Genomic DNA, 19,971 nt, shown 5'->3' with positions numbered 1-19,971 from the left:
TTCCACGACAATCCGGCCTTCCGCAAAAGATCCGGGCCGGAAATTACGCTCCGGCCCGGCTTGATCGGTTCAGCAGACGATCCTCGGCACGGGCAGGGGCACGAGGAAGCGGCCGCCGCGTTCGCGGAAGGCGGCCTGCTGCTCGAAGATCTCGTCGAAGAAATTCCAGGCGAGCACGAAGAGCACGTCCGGTTTCTCTTCCTCGATCGCCTCGACCGGGCGGATCGGAATGCGCGTGTTCGGCGAATAGAGGCCGTGCTTCAGCGGATTCCGGTCCACCAGGAAGTCGAGGTAATCGGTGTCGATCCCGAAATGGGTGATGAGGGTGTTGCCGCGGGCCGAGGCGCCGTAGCCGGCGATCTTCAGGCCCTGGGCCTTCATCTCGTCGAGCATGGCGCGGATGTCCCGGCCCATGTCCTCCACTTCGAGCGCGAGCGCGTCATAGGTCTCCTGGACCAGCATGCCGCCGGCCAGTTCGTCGCGCAGCATCGTTCCGACCGACTGCGAGGGGCCGATCCCGGCCGCCTTGCGGTTCAGGAACACCCGCATCGAGCCGCCGTGAATGTCGGGCAGCGAGAGCGCGTCGGTCACTTCGAGGTCGAAGAAGGCGGCCAGCTTGACGATCGAGAGCAGGCTGAACTCGGAGACGTGCTCGTGGTAGATATTGTCGAATTCGGTGTGGTCGATGTATTCCTTGGCGCGGGGCACTTCGATCACGAAGGTGCCGTCGTCCGCCAGCAGGATGCTGATGGCCGCCATGAAAGTGTGCAGGTCGCCGATGTGGTTGAAGGTGTTCGTGGTGACGATCACTTTCGCCGGGCCGCGCTGCGAGCGGACCAGTTCGGCGGAGGCGGGCGTGAAGTAGTCGATATATGTCTCGACCCCGCGCTCGGCGGCCATGGCGGCGATGTTCTCGGCCGGGTCGAAGCCCAGCGTCCGGCAGCCCAGCGCATTGCAGGCGGCCAGGAGCAGGCCGTCGTTGCTGCCGATGTCGACGATCAGCCCGTCACCCGCGCGCGCGGCCAGCACTTCGGCGAAGTCCGAGAAGTGCGTGTGCATGCGCGCGGCCCCCGAGGGGACATAGAGGTAGTGGCGGAAGAAATCGGCCGGGATCTGGTCGGCGATCTCCACCAGCCCGCATTCCAGGCAGACCTGGGTGTTGAGCGGGAAGGCCGGCTGCTCCGCGCCCAGGTCTTCCGGGCGGATCAGCATCTGGCCGGGGGCATGGTCGCCCAGCGGCAGGAAGAGATAGGGCGAAGGCGCCTTGCACGCGCGGCATTCGCTGAGCTTCGAGGCGGAATCGGCGGCATCGGCCGGCTTGGGAATGGACATTTCAAGCATTCGCCGCCTCCCGCGAGGACGTTGTCGTCAGGGAGCGGACGAAGCCTTCGAACGTCTCGTGCATGAAGTCGATATGCGCTTCCGTCAGGCCGTGGTGGCAGGCGAGCAGGATGCCGCCCTTCATCACCGCATCGGCGACCGGGCAGCCTTCCGGCGGGGCCTTGAGCGTCACGTCCTTCATGGCCGGCTGGCGCAGGATGTTGCCGGTGAAGACCGGGCGGGTCTGGATGTCGCGCTCTTCCAGCCAGATCTGCATCTGGGTGCGGGTGAAGGGCGCGTCCTCGCGAATGGTCAGCGGGAAGGCGAGCCAGCCCGTACGCGATTCCGGCAGCTGTTCGGGCAGGACGAACCAGTCCTCGTACTGCTTGAAGAACTGGTACTGCCGCTCGAAATTGTGCTCACGCGCGGCGATGTTGTTGTCCAGCTTCTTCAGCTGGACGAGGCCGAAGGCGGCGCCCATTTCCGAAGGCTCGACATTGAAGCCCAGCTCGTCGAACAGGAACTTGGCGTCATAGTCGATGCCGTCGAGCGCCACGTTGAAGCGCTTCTCGATGCTTTCGGAATCGACGTAGAGCGAGCTGGTCCGCCCCCAGGAACGCAGCAGCAGCGCGCGGCGGGCGAGGTCTTCGTCCGAGACGCAGAGCATGCCGCCGTTACCCGCCGCATTGATGACGTGCGAGCCGTAGAAGCTGGTGGTGGAGATGTGCGAACGGGTGCCGGTGCTGGTGCCGCGCAAGGTGGCGCCCAGGGTGTCGGCGCTGTCTTCCACCACCATCAAGCCGTGCTTGTCGGCGATCTCGCGGATGCGGTCCCAGTCGGGCAGGTTGCCGATCAACGAAGGGATCATCATCGCCCTGGTGTTCGGCCCGATCATCGCCTCGATCTTCTCGACGTCGATGTTGTAAGTGCCGACCGCCGAGTCGACGAAGGCCGGCACCAGGCGCGAGCGCACGATCGGGGCCACGGTGGTGGCGAACGTCAGCGCCGGGGTGATGACCTCGCTGCCTTCGGGCAGGTTCAGCAGCTCGATCGCGAGGTAGTTCGCCGAGGAGCCGGAATTGACCATGATGCCGTGGTCCTTGGCGAAGAGCGCCGAGACCTGCTCCTGCATGGCGCGCACTTTCGGGCCCATCTGGGTGGAGGTGCGCAGCACTTCGAGGACGGCGGCGATTTCTTCCTCGCCGTGGACGGTCTGACCATAATTCACGCGCATATTGCTGTTTCCCCCTGGAGAGTTTCAGTGATCCCGGTCTCCGAGCCGGAGAGCTGATCGGAGTACCGGGCGATCTGCGCCTCGCTGAAGGCGCGCATGTCGGCGTTGCCGCGCGCGTAGGCGCGGTACCATTCGGCGCTCATCGTCACCGCTTCCTCGGTCGAGAGGCGCGGGCGCCAGCCGAGCCGGGCATGGGCCTTGCTGGAATCGAGCGTGAGCAGCCCCGCCTCGTGCGGGTCGTCGGGACGGCGCCCGAAGGCGATCCGCGCCACGCCCGGGCCCCAGGCCCGCTGGAAGTGGCGCGCGATTTCCTCGACGTCGATGAAGCCATCGGCGCTGGGGCCAAAGTTCCAGGCCTCGGCAAAGCGCGGCGCATCCTCTCCAAGAAGCCGCGCACCCAGCATCAGGTATCCCGCCAGCGGCTCCAGCACATGCTGCCAGGGGCGCACGCTGGCCGGGTTGCGGATGGTCACGGCGGTGCCGGCCATGGTGGCGCGCACGACGTCGGGCAGCAGGCGGTCGAGCGAGTTGTCGCCCCCGCCGATCACGTTGCCCGCACGCACGGTGGCCAGCTGGCAGCCGTCGGGACTGGAAAAGTACGACCGCCGGAACGCCGCGGCGACCAGCTCGGTGCAGCCTTTCGAGGCGCTGTAGGGATCCGCCCCGCCCAGCGCGTCGGTCTCGCGGTAGGGCCATTCCCACTCGCGGTTCTCGTAGCACTTGTCGCTGGTGACCACGACCACGCCGCGCGCCGAAGGCATGCGCCGCACCGCGTCGAGGACGACGGCGGTGCCGGTGACGTTGGTGGCGAAAGTCTCGACCGGATCGTCGTAGGACGGGCGCACCAGCGCCTGCGCGGCGAGGTGGAACACCAGGTCCGGCCGCAGGTCAGCACAGGCCGCATCGAAGGCGGCGGCGTCGCGGATGTCGGCAATGCGGTGGTCGACCAGCCCCCCCAGGTCGACCGAATGAAACATGTCAGGGCCTTGCGGGGGGCGGTGCAAGGCGACCCCGGTGACCTCTGCGCCCAGTTGCCTGAGCCAGAGGCATAACCAGCCACCCTTGAAGCCGGTGTGGCCGGTCACCAGAATCCGCTTGCCCCGATATGCCGAAACAAGCGCCTGATTCAGTGTGCCTTGTTCAGGCATGTTGCAACTTCGCGGGCAGGTCGGTGCTGAGCACCGGCTGGCCGTTTTCGAAATCCATCCAGGGCGGCATCGCCGAGGTACCCAGCTTGTCCAGCGTGTCGCGGTCGCGCACGGTGTCCATCGGGTGCCAGAAGCCCTTGTGCTTGTAGGCCATGAGCTGCCCGTCATGGGCCAGGCGCGTCAGCGGCGCCTGCTCCAGGGGTTCCTCGTCGCCGCTGAGATAGTCCAGCACGCCCGGTTCGAAGACGAAGAAGCCGCCGTTGATCCAGGTCTCGTACTTGACGACCTTCTCGGTGAATTCGACCACCTGGCCGCCGTTGCCGTCGCACTCACCCAGCTCCAGGTTGCCGAAGCGGGCGGGCGGCTGGACCGCGGTGACGGTGGCGAGCTTGCCGTGCGAGCGGTGGAACGCCAGCAGCGCGTCCAGGTCGACATTGCCGACGCCGTCCGAATAGGTGACCATGAAGGTCTCGTCGTCGAGCCAGGAGCGCAGGCGCTTCAGGCGTCCGCCGGTCATCGTGGCCAGGCCGGTGTCCACCACCGAAACGCGCCAGTCGACCTTGGAAGTGGGGCGCAGGGCCATCTCGCCATTGCCGATGCCGACCGTGAAGTCGTTCGACATGAGGTGGAGGTCCTGGAAAAAGCTCTTGATCGCCATGGCCTTGTAACCGCAGGCGACGATGAAGTCGTTGTGGCCCCAGCGGTCGTAGATATCCATGACGTGAAGCATGATCGGGCGGCCCGCCACTTCCACCATGGGTTTGGGGACGCGGACCGTTTCTTCGGCAAGGCGGGACCCAAGGCCCCCGGCGAGCAGGACGACTTTCATAACCGCACCTCCGGTGTCGGAATTTTCTGGAGAATTTCTCCGGTCGATGGGGGAAGGTTAAGGGCAGAGCGGTCCGGCGGAGAAGTGTTCATCGGGGTTAGGCAGCTTTAGCCAGCAGGGGTGCCAAAGGGTTAACCCGTGCTCTGCAAATGGCCGAAGGAACCATTCGGGTAGGCTCCGCAGAGGGATCGGCCACGCCTTCTGCGCCGGGTTTCCGCGCGATCACTGCGAAGCCTCGTCCGGGTCCAGCGGGCGGCGGTAGAGCACCGGGCCGGTGCCGTTGCGGCGGCTGGCGAATTCCAGGTAGCCGTGGCTGCGCGCATAGTCCGCGAAAGCCTGCTCCAGCGGTTCTTCCCCGCCGATCAGGATGGCCGAGGGGTGATTGGCATCGAGCCAGGACACCAGCCGGGTGGGTGAGGTTGTCGTCCAGTAAGTGCGGTCCTGCGGCGGCATGTAGTCCGCCACGCGGTAGACGAACTGGCCGGCGGCGAACTCGCCCGGCAGCGAGAAGCCGCCCTCCAGCGCCAGCACCGGAGAGAGCGTCGCCACGCTGTCGCCCGAGGAGGCCCCGGCGCTGCGGGCGAGAGCGCGCATCTCGCGGTGGATCTTCACGCCTTCCCACGACGTCGGTCGGGCGAGGGAGATCAGGCCCGGCCCCAGCCTGGACCCTGCGCAGAGCAGCGCCACGAAAGCCAGCGAGAGCAGCACGGCGTCGGCCGCCAGCCGGTTTTCGCTGAGCGTGCGGGCGCGCAGCAGCACCACCAGCAGGATCAGGAAGGGGATCGGCGGCGCGAAATATTGCGGGAAGGACGGGCTGGGCACGAAGGCCACGACCACGCCCATCAGCGCCAGCACCGCGGCCAGCACCACCGGCCAGGACCAGACCGCCAGGACTCCGTCCCGCCAGCCGCGCCGCCGCAGGGGGAGGGCGACCAGGGCCACCGCGCCGACGAGGGCGAGGAGCGTGGCGTTGGAGGTCCAGATGTCTTCCGCCAGCAGGATCTTCTGGGCCACGCCGATCACTTTGGGCTCGGTGGAGTGCATCCAGTAGACCGGCTGGAGCTGGGTGAAGTAGCGGATCGTATGCGCGAAGAAGGCGTCGGGGTCGGAGGCGATGGCGATCAGCGCGGGGATGCCGCCGGTCAGCCCGCCCAGCGCCAGCGGCACGGTGCCGCAGGTCAGGCGCTGGCGCAGCGGATGGGCCAGCGGCGCCAGCAGCGTGGTCACGGCCAGGAACGGCGCGATGAAGATGTAGTTGGCCTTGAGCCCCACCGCCACCGAGACCAGCACGCCCGCCACGAAGCAGCACATCCAGGAGGGCCGCTCCCGGTCCAGTCCGCAGAGCAGGAAGTGGATCGCCATGAGCGCGAAGGGAATGGGCAGGAAGTTGTTGCTCACCATCATGCCCGGGGGGCCGATCAGGAGGACATTGCCCATCAGCAGCATGGCGGCGGTGAAGAAGGCCGGAAAGCCGGTTCGCTGGCGGCGGGCGATCAGCCAGAGCGCCCCGATCGCCATGGCCCAGGCGGCCACGATCAGCATGCGGCCCAGCAGCAGGACGTGCCCGGTGCCGGTCAGCCAGTAGAACCCGCCCAGGATATAGGGCAGGTAAGGCAAGTGGTTATAGCCGAAATCGCGGTAGATATCGCCGGTGCCCCAGAGGCGGGAGACGGTGATGAACAGGTTCTCGTCCCGTCCGATCGGGAAGGCCAGGATCCGTCCGGCCAGCCCCAGGAACAGCACGGCCAGCAGGCCGAGCGCGGCGACGATGGCCGGGCTGGGGGCGGTTCGCGCGGTATTGCCCGGGCCGTCGCTCAGGCCTTGCGGCAAGGCGGCCGAGAGCCCCGCGGGTTCGGCGCCGAGGTCCGGCGCGGATTGCGGCGCGGCGTAGTCCCGGCCCTGACCAGCGGCCTGGCCCACGTTCTGGCCTGCGTTCTGGCCCAAACCCTGCCCCGCGGCTTGCCCCGCGTTCTGCGGCCTGTCGCGTTCCATCATCGGGATCCCCTGTTGCCTGCGGCGCCAGCAGCCTGGCCTCACCCCTGGCACGGGAGTGTGGCCGATGCCGCCAGCGACCGTGAGCGCGATTAGGGCGTACCCACTCAGGATGACGGCGGACCGCCGGGTGGGGGTGCCGGGGCCTGCCGGAGGCTCATCGTGATGTTTCGGCCGTCGCCCGGTCCGTCATGGTCCCGATCCTGCCGGGTCGCCCTCCCGCATTGCTCCCAAATCGCCCGCTCCAATAAAGGGTTAGACCGCATGAACGCCTGCCTGCGGGGCAGGCTTTCGCTAGGTTCTGGCGCAATTGACGAAGCGGTTTTCACGCAGGCAGGTTTTCACGCAGGCGGAAGAGGGGGCCTTGGTACTTCCAACCAGCACGATGCGCATCGCGATCCTCGCCTCCGGCCTTGGCGCCGGCGGGGCGGAGCAGGTGATCGCCCAGCTCGCGCACCATTGGTGCGCGGCGGGACATACGGTGGACGTGATCGCCTTCGACAGGCCGGAGGATCCCGTGTTCCACCGCCTGCCGCAGCCGGTCACGCTGCACCGGCTCGGCGGGGGCAGCGGCTTTGCCGGCATGGCGGGGCGGGTCGCGGCGCTGCGGCGGGTGTTGCAGGCGCGGCACCCGCAAGTGATCGTCTCGTTTCTGACCAAGAACAACCTGATCGCCGCGCTGGCCACGCTCGGCACGCCCACGCGCCTCGTCTGTGCCGAGCGCAACAATCCCGAGCGGCAGGGCACGCATCCCTTGTGGAACCTGCTGCTGCGCCTGCTCTATCGCCGCGCCGACGCCATCGTCTGCCAGACGGCGGCGGTAAGGCGCTGTTTTCCCGCCGCCGTGCAGGCCAAGCTGGTGACGATCGCCAACCCGGTGCCCGCGCCTGACGTGATGCGGGCCGAGGGGGAGGTGAAGCGCCTCTGCGCGGTCGGCCGGCTGACGCACCAGAAGGGCTTCGACCTGCTGGTGCAGGCTTTCGCCGCCGTGGCGCCGCTCTGGCCGGACTGGCGGCTCGACATCTGGGGCGAAGGCCCGGAACGCGCCGCGCTGGAGGCGCAAGTGAGCGCTCTCGGCCTGGAGGGCCGCGTCCTGCTGCGCGGGCTCAGCCCCCGGCCGCGCGCCTGGGTGGAGGAGGCCGGGATCTTCGTCCTGTCCTCCCGCTACGAAGGCTTTCCCAATGTGCTGGGCGAGGCCATGGCCGCGGGACTGCCCGCGATCGCTGCCGACTGCGACTTCGGCCCGGCCGACATGGTGGAGCATGGCCGCAGCGGGTTGCTGGTCGCGAGCGAGGACCCGGCCGCGCTGTCGCAGGCGATGGCGGGCCTGATCGCGGATCCCCTGGCGCGCAGCCGCATGGGCGCCGAGGCCGCAGAGGCCATGGCGCGGTTCCAGCCGGCGCGGATACTCCAGCAATGGGACCAGGTCCTGGCGCAAGTCGTCTCGCCGCGGCATCGTGGCGCGCGGTCGGTCACGGTGTCCGGTCCGGCCGGGCGCAGGGCCGGGGCGGAAGGTTGAGGGGCGCCGGAATCATGGGGCCGAAGGCATGAACGGGGGAAACAGGGTGGTACGGATACTCTTCACGTCGGCCGGGCGCCGGGTGGAACTGACGCGGTGCTTCCGCCGCGCGGCCGAGAAACTGGGCCTGCGCGCGGAAGTCCATGCCTGCGACCTGCAGCCCGAACTGAGCGCCGCCTGCCTGGAGGCGGAAGTGGCCTTCGCGGTGCCGCGCTGCACGGCGCCCGATTATGTCGAACGCCTGCTGGAGCACTGCGCGCGCGAGAAGATCGCCTTGCTGGTGCCAACCATCGATACCGAGCTGGACCTGCTCTCGCGGGCGCGGGAACGCTTCGCGCAAGTGGGAACCCTGGTCCACGTCAGCGCGCCCGAAGTGATCGACGTCGTGCGCGACAAGGAACGCACGATCGCCGTGCTGGCAGAGGCGGGCGTGCCCGTGCCGCGCACCGCGCGGATCGAGGATGTGCGCGCCGATCCCTCGGGATGGGCCTTCCCGCTTTTCGCCAAGCCCGTGGGCGGCAGTGCCAGCCGCGGCATCGGCGTGCTGCACGCGGCGGCCGACATCCGCGAGGACTATCCCGAGCCGATGCTGGTGCAGGAACTGCTGCGCGGCCCGGAATACACGATCAACATGTACCTCGATGCGCGCGGGCGGATGCGATCGGCGATCCCGCACTTGCGCATCTCGACCCGGGCCGGCGAAGTGGAGAAGGGGCGCACCGTGCGCGAGCCGCGCATGATCGCCATCGCCGCAGACATCGCCGCTGCCCTCAATGCGCGTGGCCTGAATGCCCGTGGCCTGAATGCGCGTGACCCGGACGCCGGTGATCTTGCTGCCCCGGCTCCGAGCGGGCCGGGCGCCGAGGGCGTGCTCTGCTTCCAGCTCATCGACGATCCCGATCGCGGCCCCCGCGTCTTCGAGATCAACGCCCGCTTCGGCGGCGGCTATCCCCTGGCCGACCAGGCCGGGGGCCGCTTTGCCGAAAGCCTGCTCGCCCGCGTCTCCGGGCTGCCCGAATGCGCCAGCGAGCACTGGCGCGAGGGCGTGACCATGGTGCGCTACGACAGCGCCGTGTTCCGTGGTTGATATCCCGCATCCGGTCGTGGTGCTGGATCTCGACGACACGCTCTATCTCGAACGGGACTTCGCGCGCAGCGGTTTTGCGGCCGTGGGGCGCCACCTGGAGGAGAGCCACGGCCTGACCGGTTATGCCGAGCACTGCGCGCGGCTGCTGGACGAAGGGCACCGCGGCACCGTGTTCGACGCGGCGCTGGCGGCCATGGGGCTTGCCGCGATCGAGGTCGCGCCGCTGGTGGCGCTCTACCGTGGCCACGCGCCCGAGATCGCGCTGGCCGAAGACGCCGGACGCCTGCTCGACCGGCTTGGCGCGCGGGCCAGCGCGATCATCACGGACGGCCCGGCGCAGACCCAGGGCAACAAAGTGGCGGCGCTGGGCCTTCTCGACCGGATCGGCAAAGTGATCCTCACCGGCCTGCTGCCCGAAGGCTGCGGCAAGCCCCATGCCATGGCTTACGAGATGGTCGAGCAATGGTCCGGCCGTCCTGCGGGGGACCACGTCTATATTGCCGACAATGCCGCCAAGGATTTCGTGACGCCCCGCGCCCGAGGGTGGACGACCGTGCAGATCCTGCGCGAGCGGCGCATCCACGCCTGCACCGCGCCGACGCCCGGCCATGCGGCGCACCATGTGGTGGTTTCGCTGGACGAACTGAGGCTGGCCTGATCGGGTTCCGGGTTTTTCACAAGAGTCACGCGCAGAAAGAACAGGCGCCCGCGGCGCCGCGCGCTTCCTCAATCCGCGAGAACCACCGCCTGCGAACGGCGTTCGCCGCCGACCATGACCCAGAGGGTCAGCGCCACGATCCGCAAGTCCAGCAGCGGCGAGGCATTGTCCACGTACCACAAGTCCAGCGCGATCTTCTCGTCGAGCGAGAGCAGGGTATTGCCATTGACTTGCGACCAGCCGGTCAGCCCCGGCCGGACCCGACCCCGCGCCGCGCCGCGTGGTCCGAGACCGGCGATGGTCTCGGGCAGCAGCGGGCGCGGGCCGACGAAAGTCATGTCCCCGGCCGCGACGTTCCACAGGCCCGGCAGTTCGTCCAGCCGGCTGCGGCGCAGGAAGCGGCCGAAGGCGGTGACGCGGGCTTCGTCCGGCAGCGGCTGCCCATCCGGCCCCGTCGCCTCGCGCATGGAGCGCAGCTTGAGCAGGGTGAAATCCCGCCCGTCGCGGCCCGCCCGGCGCTGTCGGAACAGCACCGGGCGACCCATCGAGAGCAGGACGCCGAGCCCCAGCAGCAGGAGCAGCGGCAGAAGGGTGAGCAGGAGCAGCGAGGCGAGCAATCGAAGGGAAGCGAAGGCCACTCGCGCGCTCCTGCTCACGCTTCCACGGGGCGCCAGGAGTGGCCCCGGAACAAGCGACGGATCTTGGCGGCCCATTCGTCGCGGGCCGGGACCGGCGACGAGTAGTAGCTGGCCGAGTCTGCGTAGTACTGGACCGAGTCGCCATAGCGGCGACGGGCGTGCTCGACGTAGTCGACCTGGTCGAAGATCACGCCGCTGACGCTGTCGTCCAGCATTTCCAGGGCGGCGCGCATCTGGTCCCCGGTGGTGTGGCCCCAGCGGGCGACCAGCACGGTCTGGTCCGCGAAGTGGCACATGGCCCGGGCATCGCGCACGGCAAGGGCTGCCGGGGCGTTGATGATGACCAGTTCGAAGCGCTCCCGCAGCTGTTCGAGCAGGGTCTTCAGGCGATTGGACGAGAGCAGCAGCGCGGGTTCGGCCACCGGATCCTTGGCGCTGAGCAGCACGATCTGGTTCGCGCCTTCCGGCTCGATGATCTGGCTGCCGTCGGGCCCGGTGACGATCGTGCCGGCATTGGGCGAACCGTCATAGGGATGGGCCGAGCGCGGGCCCACCAGGCTGTCGAGATCGGCCCGGCCGCAGACGATGTCCACGAGGTCGGGCATGTGCATCTCGTTCTGGAGGCGCTGGAGCGCGCCGCGCTTGCGCAAGTCGAGGTCGAGGATCACCGTGCGGTCGCCCATGGCGATGCCGGCGGCGGCGAGCGTCAGCGAGACGGTGGACTTGCCGTCGCCGGGCAGCGGGGAGGTGACCAGCACCACTTGCGAATTCCCGCGGGCGGCGGCGGGCCGCCGGTCCAGTGCCCGCACTTCGGTATAAGTCGAGCGGGCGACTTCGGCGAAGAGCGATTGCGGCTCCTTGATGACCGGGCTGTCCTTGGGGTCTTCCGACAGGCTGTTGTTCAGCAGCGGCAGCATGCCCAGGGTCGGCAGCCCGAAGAGGCGGCGGATCTGCGCGGTGGTGCGCAGGCGGTCGTCCAGGAAGTCGCGGGCGAAGGCGATCAGGAAGGCCAGGACGCTCGATCCCAGCAGGGCGGTGATGGCCATCTTGACCGGCGCCGGGGCGACCGGGTCGTAGTCCGGCACGGCGGGCGAGACGACCGAGGAGGACACGCCCTCCATCTGCATCTGCGCGCGAACCTGCTCCACGCGGCCGGCGATCGCCTTGTAGGCATCGTCGGCCAAGGTCGATTCGCGCACCAGCTTGTCGAGCTGCACGGCATTGGCGGTGTTGCGATAGGCGGTCGAGCTGAGCCCGGCGACGATGCCTTCCAGGCGGTTGGCCTGGGCGCTGTCGCCGGCAGCTTCGCTGCGGGCGATCTCGGTCATCTGCGAGGCCTTGGCCGAAGCGTCGGCCTGGGCGGCGCCCTGGACGCGGGCCTGTTCCTTGGTGATGCCCTCGTTGACGGTGGCAAGCTGGGAATTCAGGCGCTTCACGTCGGGGTGGTTCGGCCCGAGGCTGGTGGAGAGCTTCGAGGTTTCGGCGATGAGTTCGCCGCGGGTGCGTTCGAGCTGGTCGAGCACGCCGGAACTGGCGAGCGCGGTGCTCTGCATCCGGCTGGCGCGGGCGATGCCGGCGCTGCGGGCGGCGGCAGCGTCACGCGCGGCCATGGCCGAGGCGCTCTGCACGGCGATGCGGTTGATCTGGGCCAGGTCCTCTTCGCCGCCGGCGCCGGTCAGCATCTGGTGCTGGCCGCGGAAGTCGGCGACGCGCTGGGCGGTCTCCTCGGCTTCGGTGGCGCGCGACTGCTGTTCCTGCTCCAGCGAGGCCAGCAGCTCGGAGCGGCGCTCGTTGGTCTTCATCGTGCGCAGCGAGCGGACCGAGATCGGGATCTGGTTGGCGATTTCGGCGGCGACGACCGGCGAACGGGCGGTGACGGCGATCTCGACAAGGTCGGAACCGGCCTCGGAATTGATCGTCACCATCGACAGGACCTTGTTGGTCGCCGCCTGCTGCAGCGCCCGGCGGTCGGCCGGAACCTTGCCGAGTTCCTTGAGGAAGTCGTTGTCGCGGGTGAGGTGAAGGTCGTTGACGACCTGCTCGGCCGCGGAGCGCGAGCGATGCAGGCGCACGGCATTGGCCACGCGCTCGGCATTGCGGGAGTTCACGTCCGCCTGGTTGGTGCCGACCTCGTCGATCAGCTCGACCTGCACGGTCGAGGATGCCCGGTACTGGGTGGGGGAGAGCAACTGCTGCACCAGCACACCCAGGGTGATGACCCCCACGACCAGCGCCATCATCGTTCGGTGACGGTAGATGACGCGAAGAAGGTCGCGTGGCCCGACTTGTTGTTCGGATGGTGATGAAGCATCCCGCGACAGCGCCGGTCCGCGATAATGCGCCGGCGCGCCGCCGATCGGGCTTGGCGCGATTGCAGTTGACATGTGTGCCCCTCCAGCGAGGTGAAGTTCGCCGCCACAGGGCGGCCCTGTAATACCTGCCGCCCCCCCTCGGGACGGGCCTGGTGCGGGACCGCCCACGCGGGGCGATCTTCAGTCTGGACTATGCGATCAAAGCCGGGACGCGCAAAAAGGGCATCCGGGACGGGCGCGCCCTAATAGAGACTAGTCCTTTTGGGGAGCGCGCAGCCGCAGCAGCGACGCGTAGAGTTCGAGGTGCCGGGCGGCGGCATTCTCGATGGTATATTCGCGGCTCGTGGCCAGCGCGCCCGCGGAAAACTGCCGGTAAAGCGAATTGTCCTGCATCAGCCGCATGATAGCCGCCGCCAGGGCCTGGGGTTTGTCCGGCGCGCAGAGCAGTCCGTTCTGCGCGGGACGCACGAGCCCGCGGTTGCCGGCGACGTCAGTGGCGACGACGGGCATGGCCATGGCCATCGCCTCCAGGATGGCGACCGAGAAACCCTCGTAGTGCGAGGTATTGAGGAACAAGTCGCTGCGGGCGATGAGGTCCGGCACGTCGCGCCGCTCCCCGAGGAATTCGACCACCCCTTCGAGGCCCAGCGTCCGCACTTGCGCGCGCAGGTCCTCCAGCCCCTCGCCGCCGCCCGCCACGCGCAGGACCGGCGGCGGCATCGCCTCGGTGGCGCGGTCACGCAGGATGCGGGCGGTCTCGATAAGCAGGGGATAGTTCTTCTGGTCGGACACGGCGCCCACGCTCAGCACGTTGCCGGGCCGCCGCGCGGCCACGCGCGGGGCCTTGGCCTTGTAGCGGGCCGAGGGCGCGTTCTGGATCAGGGTATAGGGCCGCCGGGACAGCCGGCGATACATGGCCGCGGTGTCGTTGCTGATCGCGACATAGTGATGCACCACCCGGTCGACCGCGGCGAACAGGCCGGGCGGGAAGCTCAGGCGGCTGTTGTGGTAAGTGAAGACCACCGGGCCGGCGAAACCGGTGAAGGCCATCATGGCCACCGCGCGCACGGTATGGACGTGGACGACGTCCGGCCGGGCGGCCGCCAGGTGGCGGCGCAGCGCGAGCGCGCCGCGCAGCAGGCCCCGTCGGCGGGTGAGCTGCATCGATTCGAAACGGCAGCCGCTCTCGGCGATCTGTCCGGCGAGTTCGGCCTCCATCTCGGGCGAATTGCCGAGCGTGGGGGCGTCGCAGAAGGCGACGACGGTGCCGGCCGCGCCCCGGGCGGCGAAAGCGCCGTTGAGGTTGGTGACGAGGATCTCGGCCCCGCCGGAGGTCAGGCTGGTGATGACCGAACTGACCCGCAGCGGCCTCGGCGCCCCGTCGCCGCCCGGGAATTCGCCGTCGCGGGCGAAGTCTCCGGCGGGGGCGTGGGCCGTCACGCCTCGGACTCCAGGGCGAAGGCGGCCTTGGGCGATGCCGCAGGGCCCTTGGGCGCCGCTTCCGGCCCCGTTTCGCGCGGGTTGTGGTCGGCGCTGCGGAGGCCGCGCCAGAACGCGATGTCGAGCAGGATCACCGTGACCAGGCCGAAGGCGATATGCGCGTAGTTGGCGCCCAGCGCGCCGTAGCGGGGGATCAGCACGAAGGCGACGGCGAAGAACGAGGCGGTGGAGGTGAAGCTGGCGGCCAGCACGTAGGTCGGCCGGTTCATCGCCAGCAGCGCCGCGCGGGCCGGAGTCGCATGGAGCGTCAGCAGCACCGCGAAGAGCTGCACCAGCAGGAGCTGGTAGCTGTCCGCGAAGCCCGGCCCGAACACGATCTCGATCGCCTGGCGCCCCATCAGCCAGCAGGCGCCCACTGCCGTCAGCGCGATGGCCGCCAGCGAGGCCTGGAGCACCGAGACCAGCTGTCCCATCGCCGCCGGGCCGACCTTGCGCCACAGCCGGGCGAGGTCGGGGTAGATCACCGTCTGGATCATGTCCCCGGCGGTCTGCGCCACTTTGGCGATCCGGCGGGAGAGGTAATAGAGCCCCGCCGCGCTGGCGCCCGCGAAAGTGCTGACCAGCAGCGTGTCCATCTCATGCGTCATGGTGCGCAGGGTGGAGGACAGGTTGGTCGATATGGCGAAGCGCATGAAGCCGGGGAAGCGGCCGGGCAGGTCGCGCCAGTCGGCCTTGAGCGGGCTGGGGATGCCGGTCTCCGCCAGGGCGCGGAAGCCGAGGTAGTTGAACAGGGCCGAGTCGAAGATCTGGCTCACCGTCCAGACCAGCACGAACCAGATCAGTCCCCCGCCCAGTCCGTAAAGCAGCGCCGAGAGGGCGAAGCGGGCCACGAAGGAGGCAAGCTGCACATAGGCCAGCACCCGGAACCTGCCCGCCAGACGCAGCGCCGCGCTGGCCATGCCGCGCGGGTTGCAGGCGATGGCGCAGGCGTAGATCGCCACGAGGTGCACGTTGTCATGGCCAATGCCGATCAGCCCGCCGGCCGTCCACGCCACGATCACGCTCAGGACCGCGGCCACCAGAGCGCTGCCGACATCGAGGAACAGGCCGTAGGCATAGAGCGAGGACATCCGCGAGACGTCTCCGTTCTCCTCCTCCACGGCCACGAAGCGCACCAGCGGTTGCCAGGATTCGAAGCGGATCAGGCGTTCGCAGACGCGCCCGATCGACAGGACCACGGCGAGAATGCCGAACTGCTCCTGTCCAAGCGCGCGGGTGGCGATGGCGAGGCTCGCCATCATGATCATCACGCCGCCGAAATTGCCCGAGAGCAAGTGGCCGATGCTGACCAGATGGGGCTTCAGCATCTCGCTGCCGCGCCAACGGGAAAGCAGGCGCGGAAGGAACGAGGCCTTGCTGGCGCTGTCGATGGGAGTCATCCTGCTTCCGAAGTCCGTTCTGTGTCAGCCGCCGGTTCTGCATCCCGGTGGCCGGCCTGATTGTACCACTGCGGGCGCCGCGTGGCGGTGAGGGCGGCGACTCCGGCCCCGGCCGTGGACAGCGCGAACATCAGCATCACCGGCCCGTTCCACATCCGCGCGAACATGTGCGGCAGCGACATCGCGTACATGAAGAAGACCCCCAGGATCGCGAGCGCGCAGACCCCGTCGGTGCGACTTCGCCCGGCGATGAAGAGGCCCTGCACGAACATGGCGGCGAACATCACGCTGAGCCCGATGAAGGAGACCAGCCCGCCTTCGTTGAGCACCAGGAGGTAGAGCTGGTGCACCGGCATGCCGTAGACGCTGGCCTTGCGGTATCCGTCGCTGCCCAGGCCGATCAGCAGGTTGTCGCCCGACATCTGCCAGGCCTCCTGGATCAGCACCGAGCGGCCGACGAACGTGCCGGCCTTGGTCGGATCGCCGGAGACGACCGCGTCGCCCACCCGCTGTTCGAACACGGCCGGAACCGGGCCGCCCAGGCCGACGTAGGCGCCCACCGCCAGGGCCACCGGCAGCGCGATGGTGACGACCGTGCGCATGCGCGAGAGCGCCAGGATGAAGCCGATCGCCAGGATGGTGGCGGTGAAGGCGGTGAAGCTGGCGGAATAGACCAGGCCCGCGACGATCACGAGCGCCAGCGGCACGGCGATCACCGGCCGCAGGCGCTTCTCGATCACCGCATGGAGCAGGAAGATCAGGGCGAAGACGCAGACCGCGCCGTTCGAATTGGGCTCGCCGGTGAAGGCGCCCAGCCGGCCATTGCCGGTGACCACGTACTTGTTCACGTACTGGTTGATCATGTCGCGGCTGAACAGGTTCACCAGGGCGACGCCCACCGCCTGCGATACCGCCACGCCCCAGACATAGGCCAGGCCGCTGCGGCGCAGCGCCGTCAGCGAGCAATTGGCCAGGACCATCGGGATCAGCACCAGGGCGAAGGCATATTGCCCGGCCACCACCGGCCAGCGCGTGAAATCGCCGTGGACGGTCGAGCCCACCAGCATGCCGCCCAGCAGCATGACGATCCCGCCCACCCACAGCACCGACATGCGCCCCATCATCCGCGCGTTCAGCCCGCGCGAGACGAGCATCAGCAATGTGCAGACGATCAGGATCATGTCCGACATGGTCAGGTTGAAGGCGGGAATGCGCCCTACCTGCCACCAGCTGAGGAAGAAGGCGGCCGCCGGAAGCAGGAAGCCGATGGCGCGGTCGTAGGGGGATTCCGGTGCGCGGGCAGGCCGATAGCCCCCCGCCATCCGGAACGGGCCCCGCAGGATCGCCGGTTGCTGCACCCCGTCGTCGGGAAGCTGGGTTAGGATAGCGGCCATGGACCGGGATCATGGGCAGGGGATCGGCCCAAGGCAAAGGCCAGTCCGGGCAATAGGCAAGCGCATAGATGTTAGCGCAAAAGGGGGAGGGAGCGGGCCGCGCTAAGTCCAATTGGTAACTTGTGCGCGTTCGGCCGAAGGATCACGTTTCGCCGCGCGCATGTTTCCCGGGCCCATTTCCGATGCTTGGCCCGGTCCTCGGCTGGAGAATCGGCATGGTTGCGGCAAAGCTTTCCAAGACAGCGCGTTCCCGAACGACCCGTTTGCGCGCGCTGATAGTGCTGGCGGCGATGGGGCTGGCGGTGCTGGCCCTGGTGCTGGGCCTGGCCGGCACGGTCAGCGAGCGCGTCATGGCCGCGGCGCCGGTGGTTCGCATTCCCACGGGCAAGAAGTCCTTCCCCGCCGCGATCGGCTACGGCGCCACCAGCGTCGGCGGACGGGGCGGGCGGATCATCTATGTCACCACCCTGGCCGATTCCGGCACCGGATCCTACCGCGCCTGCGTTACCGCCAGCGGCCCGCGCGTCTGCGTGTTCCGGGTCAGCGGCGTGATCCGCTTCACCCAGCGGCCGCCGTGGATCATGACGCCTTACCTGACCATCGCCGGGCAGACCGCGCCGGGCGGCGGCATCACCCTGGCCCATTCGGGCGGCAAGAACGGGCTGACCCCGCTGGTCATCAAGAACACCCATGACGTCGTGGTGCGCGGCATCCGCGTGCGCAACGACCGCGTGGGCGGCAACCGCGAGGCCGAGGACAGCATCACCATAGAAAAGAGCAGCCGCGTGGTGATCGACCATGTCAGCGCCTCCTGGGCGCGCGACGAGCTGATCAACGGCTATGACGACAACGACGAGATCACCATCAGCAATTCGATCTTCGCCTGGGGCGTGCCCAAGCACGACAAGTGCGCGCTGCTCGCCAGCGATCCGGTGGACAAGCAGAAGCTGAGCTTCATCGGCAACCTCTGCGCCCATAACGGAGACCGCAACCCGGACATCAACTTCCCCAAGGGATCCTGCGTGGAAGTGATCAACAACGTGCTCTACAACGCCATGTCGGAATTCGCGGAAGTCTGGGAAAGCTACGGGGGCAGCCCGGTCTCGATCGTGGGCAACAGCTTCATCGCCGGCACCAATACCAATGCCCAGAGCCGCGGCGTCGCCCGCGAGACCCAGGGATCGACCGGCACGGCCTCGATCTACCTCTGGGACAATGCCTTCGACGGCAATTTCAAGCATGTCAGCCCCGAAGTGGTGCCGGCCCAGATCCAGCAGGCGCCGTGCCCGCTGACCGTCCAGCCGATGGCCGCCGCGGCCGCCTATACCTCTGTCCTCGCCCGCGCCGGGGCCTTCCCGCGCGATGCCCTCGACAAGGAAGTGGTGGCCGACGTCAAGAACCGCACCGGCCGCATCGGCGAACCGGTTCCGGCACTGCCGGCCCAGGCATCGGGCACGCCTTATGTCGATGACGACAAGGACGGCATGGACGATGCCTGGGAACGCGCCAATGGCCTGGACCCCACGCGCAACGACGCCTGGGGCGACAAGAACGGCAACGGCATCGAGAATATCGAGGAATTCCTGAGCTACCGAGAGAAAGGGTTCGGTCTTTGAACAGTCTGGCAGGGCCGCTTGGGGCCAAGTTCGAGAGGGCCGAATTCGAAAGCGCCGAATTCGAGAGGGCCGAGCTGGACAGGATCGAAGGCGGGACCGCCCGCGTGGCCGCCGGGTCCGCGCCGCTGCGGATCTGCTATCCCTTCGCCGGTGACGAGCTGGGCGGCAGCCACGTTTCCGCACGCGGGCTGATGGAGCAGCTCGATCCCGCCGACTATCGCCTTCTGGTGGTTCCCGAAGTGCCGGGCGGCACGATCGCGCAGTTCTTCTCCGCTTTTGCCCAGGTGCCCGACCCGGCCCGGCCGCGCCGCTCCTTCGTGCCCGGCGCGCGCTTCGGCTTCGGCAAGGTTCTGCGCGCGATGGCCGGCGTGCCGCGCCGGGTGCGGTTCCTGCGCGAGAATGCCATCGATGTCGTGCACAGCAACGACGGGCGCAGCCATGCGAGCTGGGCACTGGCGGCACGGCTGGCCGGCGTCCGGCTGATCTGGCACCACCGCGGCGATCCCGACGCGCGGGGCCTGCGCTATGTGGCGCCGTTTCTGGCGCACCGCATCTTCACGGTGTCGCGCTTTTCGCTCCCGCAGGGCAGCCGCGGGGCGGCGCGGGCCGCGCAAGTGGTCTACAGCCCCTTCGACACCAGCGTCACGGCCGACTGGGCCGCCATGCGCCGTACCCTCGTGGAGGAACTCGGCTGCTCCCCGGACGCCGTGCTCTGCGGCTGGTTCGGCAACTTCGTACAGCGCAAGCGGCCGCTCGAATTCGTCGATGCGGTGGAGCGGCTCGGGGCCTTGCTGGACAAGCCGGTGGTCGGCCTGATGTTCGGCGATCCCCGCAATACCGAAGTGGGCGACGCCCTGCCGGAGCGGATTGCGCGGGTCTCGGGCAATGCCACCGTCCACATGATGGGCTTCCGCACGCCCGGCCACGAATGGCTGGCCGGCTGCGACCTCCTGCTGGTTCCCGCCGCGCGCGAGCCCCTGGGGCGGACCCTGGTGGAGGCCATGCTGGTCGGCACGCCGGTGGTGGCCACCGATTCGGGCGGCAATCCGGAAGCGCTGGAGGGCGGCTGCGGCGTGCTCTGCCCGCTCGACGATGCCGAGGCCATGGCCCGCGCCGCCGCGGGCCTGCTCGCCGACCCCGAACGCCTCGACGCCATCCGCACCCGCGCCCGAGGCGAAGCCCGCCGCCGCTTCTCGCGCGAAAACCACGTCCGCCAGGTCACCGCCGCTTATGAGGAACTGGCGCGAGGGTAGGGCGCCCGCGCCGGACCGGGGCTGGTGCCGCAAGCCTTCGACATCCGTCGAAGGCGCTCCAACCAAATCCTCCCCCCGTTTTTGCCTGGCGA

The 19,971-nt window shown here is 68.7% G+C and carries 15 protein-coding genes; 5 read left to right on the top strand and 10 right to left on the bottom strand.

Features of this window, described 5'->3' with window-relative positions:
• Positions 1-69: 69 nt before the first annotated feature.
• The 5 genes from AC1VV3_RS06275 to AC1VV3_RS06255 form a co-directional block, all read right to left on the bottom strand.
• On the bottom strand, positions 70-1,341 hold the full coding sequence (locus AC1VV3_RS06275; RefSeq protein ID WP_243654109.1) for a class I SAM-dependent methyltransferase: 1,272 nt from the start codon (positions 1,339-1,341) through the stop codon (positions 70-72).
• Positions 1,334-2,554 (bottom strand): DegT/DnrJ/EryC1/StrS family aminotransferase, encoded by a 1,221-nt coding sequence (locus AC1VV3_RS06270; protein WP_132263856.1) that lies wholly within the window; start codon positions 2,552-2,554, stop codon positions 1,334-1,336. Before AC1VV3_RS06270 ends, AC1VV3_RS06275 begins: the two co-directional genes overlap by 8 nt.
• Positions 2,545-3,639: a CDP-glucose 4,6-dehydratase gene (gene rfbG, locus AC1VV3_RS06265; protein ID WP_482962039.1), complete on the bottom strand. Its 1,095-nt coding sequence runs from the start codon at positions 3,637-3,639 to the stop codon at positions 2,545-2,547. Before rfbG ends, AC1VV3_RS06270 begins: the two co-directional genes overlap by 10 nt.
• Positions 3,640-3,694: 55 nt before the next feature.
• A complete protein-coding gene (gene rfbF, locus AC1VV3_RS06260) occupies positions 3,695-4,531 on the bottom strand; it encodes a glucose-1-phosphate cytidylyltransferase (RefSeq protein ID WP_132263855.1) in 837 nt (278 codons plus the stop codon).
• Between the two features lie 222 nt (positions 4,532-4,753).
• The gene (locus tag AC1VV3_RS06255; protein ID WP_134095316.1) at positions 4,754-6,523 is read right to left on the bottom strand and encodes a hypothetical protein; all 1,770 of its coding nucleotides are present in this window, start codon (positions 6,521-6,523) and stop codon (positions 4,754-4,756) included.
• 364 nt (positions 6,524-6,887) lie between these two features.
• Here AC1VV3_RS06255 and AC1VV3_RS06250 point away from each other — a divergent pair, with 364 nt between their 5' ends.
• From AC1VV3_RS06250 to AC1VV3_RS06240, 3 genes are read left to right on the top strand one after another with little or no spacing between them, the layout of a single operon-like run.
• The gene (locus AC1VV3_RS06250; RefSeq protein WP_431566674.1) at positions 6,888-8,042 is read left to right on the top strand and encodes a glycosyltransferase family 4 protein; all 1,155 of its coding nucleotides are present in this window, start codon (positions 6,888-6,890) and stop codon (positions 8,040-8,042) included.
• Between the two features lie 28 nt (positions 8,043-8,070).
• The gene (locus tag AC1VV3_RS06245; protein WP_482962038.1) at positions 8,071-9,129 is read left to right on the top strand and encodes an ATP-grasp domain-containing protein; all 1,059 of its coding nucleotides are present in this window, start codon (positions 8,071-8,073) and stop codon (positions 9,127-9,129) included.
• A complete protein-coding gene (locus AC1VV3_RS06240) occupies positions 9,122-9,787 on the top strand; it encodes an HAD family hydrolase (protein ID WP_431566676.1) in 666 nt (221 codons plus the stop codon). The genes AC1VV3_RS06245 and AC1VV3_RS06240 overlap by 8 nt, the downstream gene beginning before the upstream one ends.
• Positions 9,788-9,855: 68 nt before the next feature.
• Here the strand turns inward: AC1VV3_RS06240 and AC1VV3_RS06235 are convergent, their stop codons facing one another.
• The 5 genes from AC1VV3_RS06235 to AC1VV3_RS06215 form a co-directional block, all read right to left on the bottom strand.
• Complete coding sequence (locus AC1VV3_RS06235; protein ID WP_314464598.1) at positions 9,856-10,425, bottom strand: sugar transferase; 570 nt, start codon at positions 10,423-10,425, stop codon at positions 9,856-9,858.
• Positions 10,426-10,439: 14 nt separating this feature from the next.
• Complete coding sequence (locus AC1VV3_RS06230; RefSeq protein ID WP_132263845.1) at positions 10,440-12,809, bottom strand: GumC family protein; 2,370 nt, start codon at positions 12,807-12,809, stop codon at positions 10,440-10,442.
• 180 nt (positions 12,810-12,989) lie between these two features.
• Positions 12,990-14,177 carry a glycosyltransferase gene (locus AC1VV3_RS06225; protein ID WP_165921341.1) on the bottom strand — a complete coding sequence of 396 codons (1,188 nt, stop codon included), beginning with the start codon at positions 14,175-14,177 and terminating at the stop codon, positions 12,990-12,992.
• Entirely contained in the window at positions 14,174-15,616 is a 1,443-nt protein-coding gene (locus AC1VV3_RS06220; RefSeq protein WP_431566677.1) for a lipopolysaccharide biosynthesis protein, read from the bottom strand. The genes AC1VV3_RS06225 and AC1VV3_RS06220 overlap by 4 nt, the downstream gene beginning before the upstream one ends.
• On the bottom strand, positions 15,613-17,010 hold the full coding sequence (locus tag AC1VV3_RS06215; protein ID WP_314464592.1) for an O-antigen ligase family protein: 1,398 nt from the start codon (positions 17,008-17,010) through the stop codon (positions 15,613-15,615). The genes AC1VV3_RS06220 and AC1VV3_RS06215 overlap by 4 nt, the downstream gene beginning before the upstream one ends.
• 215 nt (positions 17,011-17,225) lie before the next feature.
• Here AC1VV3_RS06215 and AC1VV3_RS06210 point away from each other — a divergent pair, with 215 nt between their 5' ends.
• A complete protein-coding gene (locus tag AC1VV3_RS06210; RefSeq protein WP_165921340.1) occupies positions 17,226-18,626 on the top strand; it encodes a pectate lyase family protein in 1,401 nt (466 codons plus the stop codon).
• Entirely contained in the window at positions 18,623-19,879 is a 1,257-nt protein-coding gene (locus tag AC1VV3_RS06205; protein WP_431566678.1) for a glycosyltransferase family 4 protein, read from the top strand. The genes AC1VV3_RS06210 and AC1VV3_RS06205 overlap by 4 nt, the downstream gene beginning before the upstream one ends.
• Positions 19,880-19,971 lie beyond the last annotated feature (92 nt).

It is taken from the genome of Novosphingobium sp. BL-S-34, from assembly GCF_056857015.1.
The sequence above is the reverse complement of the archived record's forward strand: the minus strand, read 5'-3'. Positions and strand labels throughout refer to the sequence as shown.